The organism is Pseudopedobacter sp., from assembly GCF_040392825.1.
In the GTDB taxonomy this organism is placed as follows: Bacteria; Bacteroidota; Bacteroidia; order Sphingobacteriales; family Sphingobacteriaceae; genus Pseudopedobacter.
In genome coordinates, this window is sequence record NZ_JBEBVH010000208.1 from 1 (window position 1) to 7,162 (window position 7,162).

Annotated in this window: 4 protein-coding genes; all 4 read left to right on the forward strand. The window is 38.9% G+C overall.

Annotated elements, in window-relative coordinates:
• Positions 1-993, forward strand: a 993-nt coding sequence (locus ABWO41_RS13540) for a glycoside hydrolase family 43 protein (protein ID WP_502945654.1), incomplete at its 5' end; no start/stop codon positions are given.
• Between the two features lie 143 nt (positions 994-1,136).
• A complete protein-coding gene (locus tag ABWO41_RS13545; RefSeq protein WP_353138968.1) occupies positions 1,137-2,966 on the forward strand; it encodes a sialidase family protein in 1,830 nt (609 codons plus the stop codon).
• Entirely contained in the window at positions 2,967-4,400 is a 1,434-nt protein-coding gene (locus ABWO41_RS13550; protein ID WP_353138971.1) for a sialate O-acetylesterase, read from the forward strand.
• A 12-nt stretch (positions 4,401-4,412) separates the two neighbouring features.
• Positions 4,413-7,162: glycoside hydrolase family 2 protein (locus ABWO41_RS13555; protein WP_353138974.1), on the forward strand; the 2,750-nt coding region annotated here is incomplete at its 3' end.

Sequence of the window (7,162 nt, forward strand, 5' to 3'; positions counted from 1 at the left end):
CCTGTGGGAGAGGGACTAAGGGTGAGGGCTATAGGATTTACCCGATTAGAAATGGTGAAAAATCATCGTTTTTTTAGTAGTATTTCTAAGCTTGGTTTTTTATTCCTTCTTATCCTCTTCACTTCATGCCAAAAAGATGTTTATATGTTTACATCTTTTCACGAACCCGCAAATGAAGGCTTAAGATATTTGTATAGTAAGGATGGATATCATTGGAATTCGGTGAACGGAATTTATCTGAAACCGGAGTTGGGAACTCAAAAAATTATGCGTGACCCATCTATGCTGAGAGATAAGCAAGGCGTTTATCATTTGGTTTGGACCATTGGTTGGAAAGGTAATGAAGGGATAGGTTATGCGAGTTCCAAAGATTTGATTCATTGGGAAAATAAAAAGATTGTTCCGGTGATGGAACACGAAGCTAAAACGGTAAATGTTTGGGCTCCCGAATTGTTTTATGATGATGTTGAAGACAGGTTCATCATTATCTGGGCGTCTACTATTCCTTACCGATTTGCGAAAGGTGTAGAGGCCGAGGACAATAACCACAGGATGTACTATACAACAACCAAAGACTTCGAAACTTTTACGCCAACTAAATTATTCAGTGATCCTGGGTTCAGTATTATCGATGCTGTTATTGTGAAAAAAGCTCAAAAGGATTATGTTTTGGTACTGAAAGATAATACCAGGCCAAACCGTAACCTTAAGGTCGCTTTCGCTGACAATCCGCTGGGACCATTTCTAAATGTGTCAAAACCATTCTCTGCTTATTTAACGGAAGGTCCGAGTGTGGTAAAAGTGAAGGATCAGTGGTTAATTTATTTTGATTCTTATGGAAGTAAAAGTTACGAAGCGGTAGCTACAACAGATTGTAAAACTTTCAAAAAGATAAACGACAGGATTTCTGTTCCCGAAGGACATAAACACGGAACGATTTTTAAAGCGTCAAAAAAGGACTTAAGGAATTTGTTAAAGCAAGAAATAAAGTAGAGAGAGATTGCCTGACTGCCGTCGAGGCAGGCTTCGCAGGCTCGCAATGAGGCTCTTGTTTCCGTCATTGCGAGGAGGAACGAAGAAGCAATCTGATGATAAGATTAAAAATGCTTCAATACGAAGCTAGTAAGAAATAATATATGAAGATCAAATCAGTATTATTAAGCGTATCGGTAGTTGCATTCATGCAACAGGCAATAGCGCAGGATACCATTAAATATGTAGGGAAAACATTGTCTAATGTAGATTATCATCACGGACAATTAACACCTGCAGTTGGTACGCATAATATTCAAACTTTCAGAGCAAACAGAGAATTTCCGGAATTGGCAGGCGGTCACGGTTTTACCTATAATCACCAACCATTTTTAGCTTATTGGAACAATACCTATTATCAACAATTTTTAAGTAATCCGGTTGGAGAACACGTGGCAGAAGGAAAAACGTTGTTGCAGACTTCTAAGGACGGATATAGTTGGTCTAATCCGATCGAACTTTTTCCTCCTTATCTGGTACCGGAAGGTTTTACCAAACCAGACCGCACAGACAAAGCAGGTAAAGACCTCTATGCCATTATGCATCAGAGAATGGGATTTTATAGTGCTAAAAATGGTAAGCTATTAACCATTGGATATTATGGAGTGGCTTTAGACGCGAAAGATGATCCAAATGATGGAAATGGTATTGGCAGAGTAGTCAGAGAAATAAAAAAAGATGGAACTTTTGGACCAATCTATTTCATCAGATTCAATTCTTCGTTCAATCAAAAACTAGCAAAATATCCTTTTTATACTAAAAGTAAAGACAAGGGTTTTGTACAGGCTTGTAATGAATTAATGGCTCAGCCTTTAATGATGCAGCAATGGGTAGAGGAAGCAGATAGAAACGACCCATTAGTGCCATTCAAACGCCCAGTGAAAGCATTTGCCTATTATCATTTGAATGATGGGAGAGTGGTTGGTTTATGGAAACATGCTTTGACATCCATTAGCAAAGACAATGGGGAAAGTTGGGAATACTCACCTTTAAGAGCCCCCGGATTTGTAAACAGCAATGCGAAAATTTGGGGACAGAAAACTTCTGATGGTCGTTTTGCTACCGTTTATAATCCATCAGAATTCAGATGGCCATTAGCAGTTTCAACCAGTAATGATGGTTTAGCTTATACCGACTTACTACTGGTAAACGGAGAGATTACCACCATGCGCTATGGCGGAAATTATAAATCTTACGGTCCGCAATACGTTCGCGGTATCCTGGAAGGAAATGGTGTTGTTCCGGATAAAAACATGTGGCTCACTTACAGCATGAACAAAGAGGATATGTGGGTGGCTAAAGTTCCGGTTCCGGTAAAGTCAACTGTAAGCGGAGTGGTTAATGATGATTTTGCACAAAACCCCAATCAGGCTTATAACAGCTGGAATATTTACAGTCCTTTATGGGCAAGTGCAAAGGTAGAAGGAAATGCTTTGGTTTTGAGAGACAAAGATCCTTACGACTATGCCAAAGCGGACAGGGTAATTGAAGCTTCTAAAAAAGCAAAAATTGAGTTTACCGTTACACCTCAGCAAAATGATAATGGTTCTTTGCAAATAGAGTTTGTAAATGATATGGGGCTGGCTGCATCAAGAATCATTTTTGATAATGATGGTATAATTAAGAATAAGGCAGGTTACAGGAATGCTTCTTTATCGAAATACGAAGCGGGACAGACTTACCATTTCGTGTTTACCGTAGATGTTACTACACGTTCTTATCAGGTTGCTATCAACGGGGCAGATAAAGGGACGAAATTGTTCTTTCAGCCAGTGAGTAATATCAGCAAAGTTTCTTTCAGAACCGGAGACGTAAGAAGATTTCCGGATGCAGATACGCCAACGGATCAGGACTTTGATGTGAAAAATCCTGGTGTGGCAGTAAAAGAAGCTGTATATCGTATTTCTTCACTAAAAGCAGAGAGATTGAAATAGATGAAGCGCTTCATTACATATCTAACTATAATAGGAGCAAGCTTTTCCGCAAAAGCAGATGTTGTGCTGCCGAATATTTTTGCCAATCACATGGTTTTGCAAAGAAACCAGCCTGTGGCAATTTTCGGTTCTGCCAATGCGGGCGAACAGGTTACGGTAGAATTTCAAAATCAGCGTAAGCAAACCAAAGCAGACGAAAAAGGTAATTGGAAAGTTGAGCTGAAAGCTATGAAAGCTAATGCTATCGGGCAAACGCTTACTATCAGGGCTAATAATGTAATAGAATTAAAAGACGTATTAATAGGTGAAGTTTGGTTGTGCTCGGGGCAATCGAACATGGAATACAAAATGCGTAAAATAGAAAAGGAAAAAGCTCCCTTGAAAGGGAATTATTTTCCTAAGAATGCAGTTGCAGAGGCTAATAATCCTAATATCAGGGTGTTTCTGGTAAGGAGAAAATTCTTATCTAAACCAGACGGAAAATACGAAGGTTGGGCTGTTGCTAAGGATTCTGCATTACGCCAATTTTCTGCCCCGGCATATTTCTTTGCCAAGAACCTGCAGCAAGAGTTAGGCGTTCCTGTCGGCGTTATTTCTTCGGCTGTTAGTGGAAGTAGAATAGAGCCCTGGTTTTCTGCAGCATACTGGGATAAATCATCTTATTTAAAAGACAAAAAGAAAGAAGGCGATCCTGGGAAGTTTTATCATTTGATGATAGAACCTCTGGCGCCATATACTATAAAAGGTTTTATCTGGTATCAGGGTGAAACCAATGTATTTTTGAAAGAGACTATCAGCTACAGCTATAAAATGAAAGCGCTGATAGAGAATTGGAGAAATAGCTGGGGTAATCCTAAAATGCCGTTTTATTTTACAGAAATAGCGCCTTTTCATTATTCTCTGGATGAAAAAGGACAGGTAAGAATGCCAAGGACTATTTTGCCCGAATTTAGAGAGGCACAGGATCTTGTTTTGCAATTACCTTATACTGCAAGGATTATAACCACTGATTTGGTGGATAATGTGAATGATATTCATCCTAATTATAAGTGGGAAATAGGAAGAAGACATACATTGAAAGCCTTGAAATATGCTTATGGCAAAAACATAGTTGCCGATGGACCGGAAATGGCATCGGTTAAATATGCGGGCAATAAAGCTGTAGTGAAGTTTAAGTATGCAACAGGTTTAAAAAGTATAGACGGAAAACCTCTGGATGCATTTGAAGTTGCAGGAAGCGACCTTACTTTTTATCCGGCTACGGCTACAATAGAAAATAATACGGTTGTACTTAAAAGCGATAAGGTACAGCAAATCCAACAGGTTAGATTTGCCTGGGATGAAGCAGCACAACCTAATCTTTTTAACGCAGGAGGTCTACCAGCGGCACCTTTTAGAACGAATAATCCATTAGATCATATTAAACTGAAATAGCCTTTAGATATCATGAAGTTGAACGCGAAAATAGCTCTATCCTTACTTTTTTTAGGAACTACCGGATTGCAGGTTTCTGCTCAGACGACAGAGACGCAATATCTTTCCGGAAAGGGAAAGGATGACGGTGTTTTGTGGGATTTCCATGTAACCGAAGGCATGAATGCAGGAAAATGGACGCAGATTCCGGTTCCGTCAAACTGGGAGCTTAAAGGCTTTGGAAAATACAATTACGGTTTCAATAAAGAGGCTAATAAAGGGAAAGAAGAAGGGCTTTATAAATATAAGTTTAAAGTTGCCGATGATTGGAAAGATAAGGTTGTAAACATTGTTTTTGAAGGATCGATGACTGATACCGAAGTGAAGATTAACGGTAAATTGGCCGGAGAGATTCACCAGGGTGCATTTTATGTGTTTAAATATGATATTTCTAAGCTGATTAAGTTTGGTGAAGAAAACTTATTGGAAGTAAAAGTAGCTAAGCATTCGGCAAATAAATCGGTAAACGCGGCGGAAAGAGAAGGTGACTTCTGGATTTTTGGTGGAATATTCAGACCTGTTTATCTGGAAGGTTTGCCTCAGAATCATATAGAAAGAGTTTCTTTAGATGCTAAGGCGGATGGATCTTTCAGATCTAAAATACTAACTGCAGGTGATGCAAACGAAGTCGCTGTTCAGCTTTTCGATGCTCAGGGTAAGAAATTCGGAAAGCGTTTAAAAACCAAAATTTCAGCAAAAGAAAATTGGTTAAATGCCAGCTTCGCGAACCCTAAGCTTTGGTCTGCGGAATTTCCGAATTTATATAAAGCACAATTTACATTGTTAAAAAATGGAAAAGTTCAGCACCAGTTAGAGCAAAAGTTTGGTTTCAGAACAGTAGAAGTTAAAGAGCGTGACGGAGTTTATATCAATGGAGTTAAGATCAAATTCAAAGGAGTAAACCGCCATTCTTTTCATCCCGAATCTGGAAGAACAACCAGTAAGGAAATTAGCATTGGCGATGTGAAGCTGATGAAGGAAATGAATATGAACGCTGTTCGTATGGCGCATTATCCGCCGGATAATCATTTCCTGGCAGTTTGTGATTCCCTGGGATTATATGTGATGAATGAGTTGGGGGGGTGGCATGGAAACTATGATACACCTACCGGTTCTAAATTATTGAAAGAAATGATGGTGGTTTCTGAAAATAATCCGTCTATTATTTTCTGGGCCAACGGAAATGAGGGTGGACATAATGCTGAACTGGATCATATTTTCTTTGAACAGGATATTCAAAAACGTCCATTAATTTACCCTTGGGCAGTTTACGGAGGTTTTGAAACTACACATTATCGCGAGTACAATTATGGAATTGGCACTTACGATCATGGACATAATATTGTAATGCCTACAGAATTCTTACATGGAATGTTTGACGGAGGCCATGGTGCAGGTTTGGAAGATTACTGGAAAGCGATGTTGGCTAATCCGCTTGCTGCCGGTGGTTTCTTATGGGATTTTCAGGATCAGGGTGTGGTTAGGACGGATAAAAACGGAATAATAGACACTGACGGAAATCACGGTCCGGATGGAATAGTTGGTCCGTATTATGAAAAAGAAGGAAGCTTTTTTACCATTAAAGAAGTTTGGAGTCCGATTTTCTTCGAAAAAAGAGAAATGACCAAAGGTTTTGATGGTTCGTTCAATATTGAAAACAGGTATTCTTTTACCAATACCAATCAGTGCACCTTCAGTTACGAACTGAAAAAATTGGGTAATTATAATGAGGTTAAGGAATCTAAAAAGGCGAGTATTACTGCACCGAACATCAAAGCAGGAGACAAAGGAGTTTTGAAAGCTAATCTTCCGCAGGGATGGACAGATTTTGATGTATTGTATATCACCGCGAAAGATGTTAATCAGCAAGAACTATTCACCTGGAGTTTCCCAATCTCTTTGCCAAATAAAGTTGCAAAGACTTTAATCAAAGAAAACGGACTGCAAAATATTGATGTTCAGGAAACTGCCAACTCATTTGTAGTAAAAGCAAATGGTATTACTTACCAAATTAACAAAACAACAGGTTTATTAGAGCAGGTTCAGAATGCCAAAGGAGTTATCCCTTTCAAAAACGGACCCGTTTTACAGGAAGCAGTTAATAATTATAAAAACTTTAAACTCAGTCGCGAAGAAGGGAAAGTAGTTATCGCATCAACTTTTGATAGAAAAGAAAGCTACAATACTTTAAGATGGGAGATTTTATCATCGGGGCAGTTGAAAATGCATGTGCAGTATTTTCCTGAAGCTTATTTTACGCGTTTCGTGGGCGTGAATTTTGATTTCCCGGAAGATCAGATTAAAGGTGTTGAATACATGGGGATGGGACCTTATCGGGTTTGGAAGAACAGAATGAAAGGTAACCAGTTTGGTGTTTGGAAAAAAGATTATAATGATACCGCTACGGGAGAAATTCCTTTCAAGTATCCGGAGTTTAAAGGTTATCATTCTAATATGTACTGGACGAAATTTATTGGTAAAGACCAAAGTTTTAAGGTGTTTACTGACAGGGAAGATGTGTTTTTAAGGTTGTATACACCAAAAGAACAGAAAGATACAGATTGGAAAAATATGGAACCTACATTCCCTAAAGGAGATATCTCTTTTATGAATGGCATTTCGGCAATAGGAACTAAAACGCAAAAGCCGGAGACAACGGGACCAATGGGAATGAAGCATGTGTACTATGACTTTGAGAAAGAGCCGATAAGGGCATTGCATAT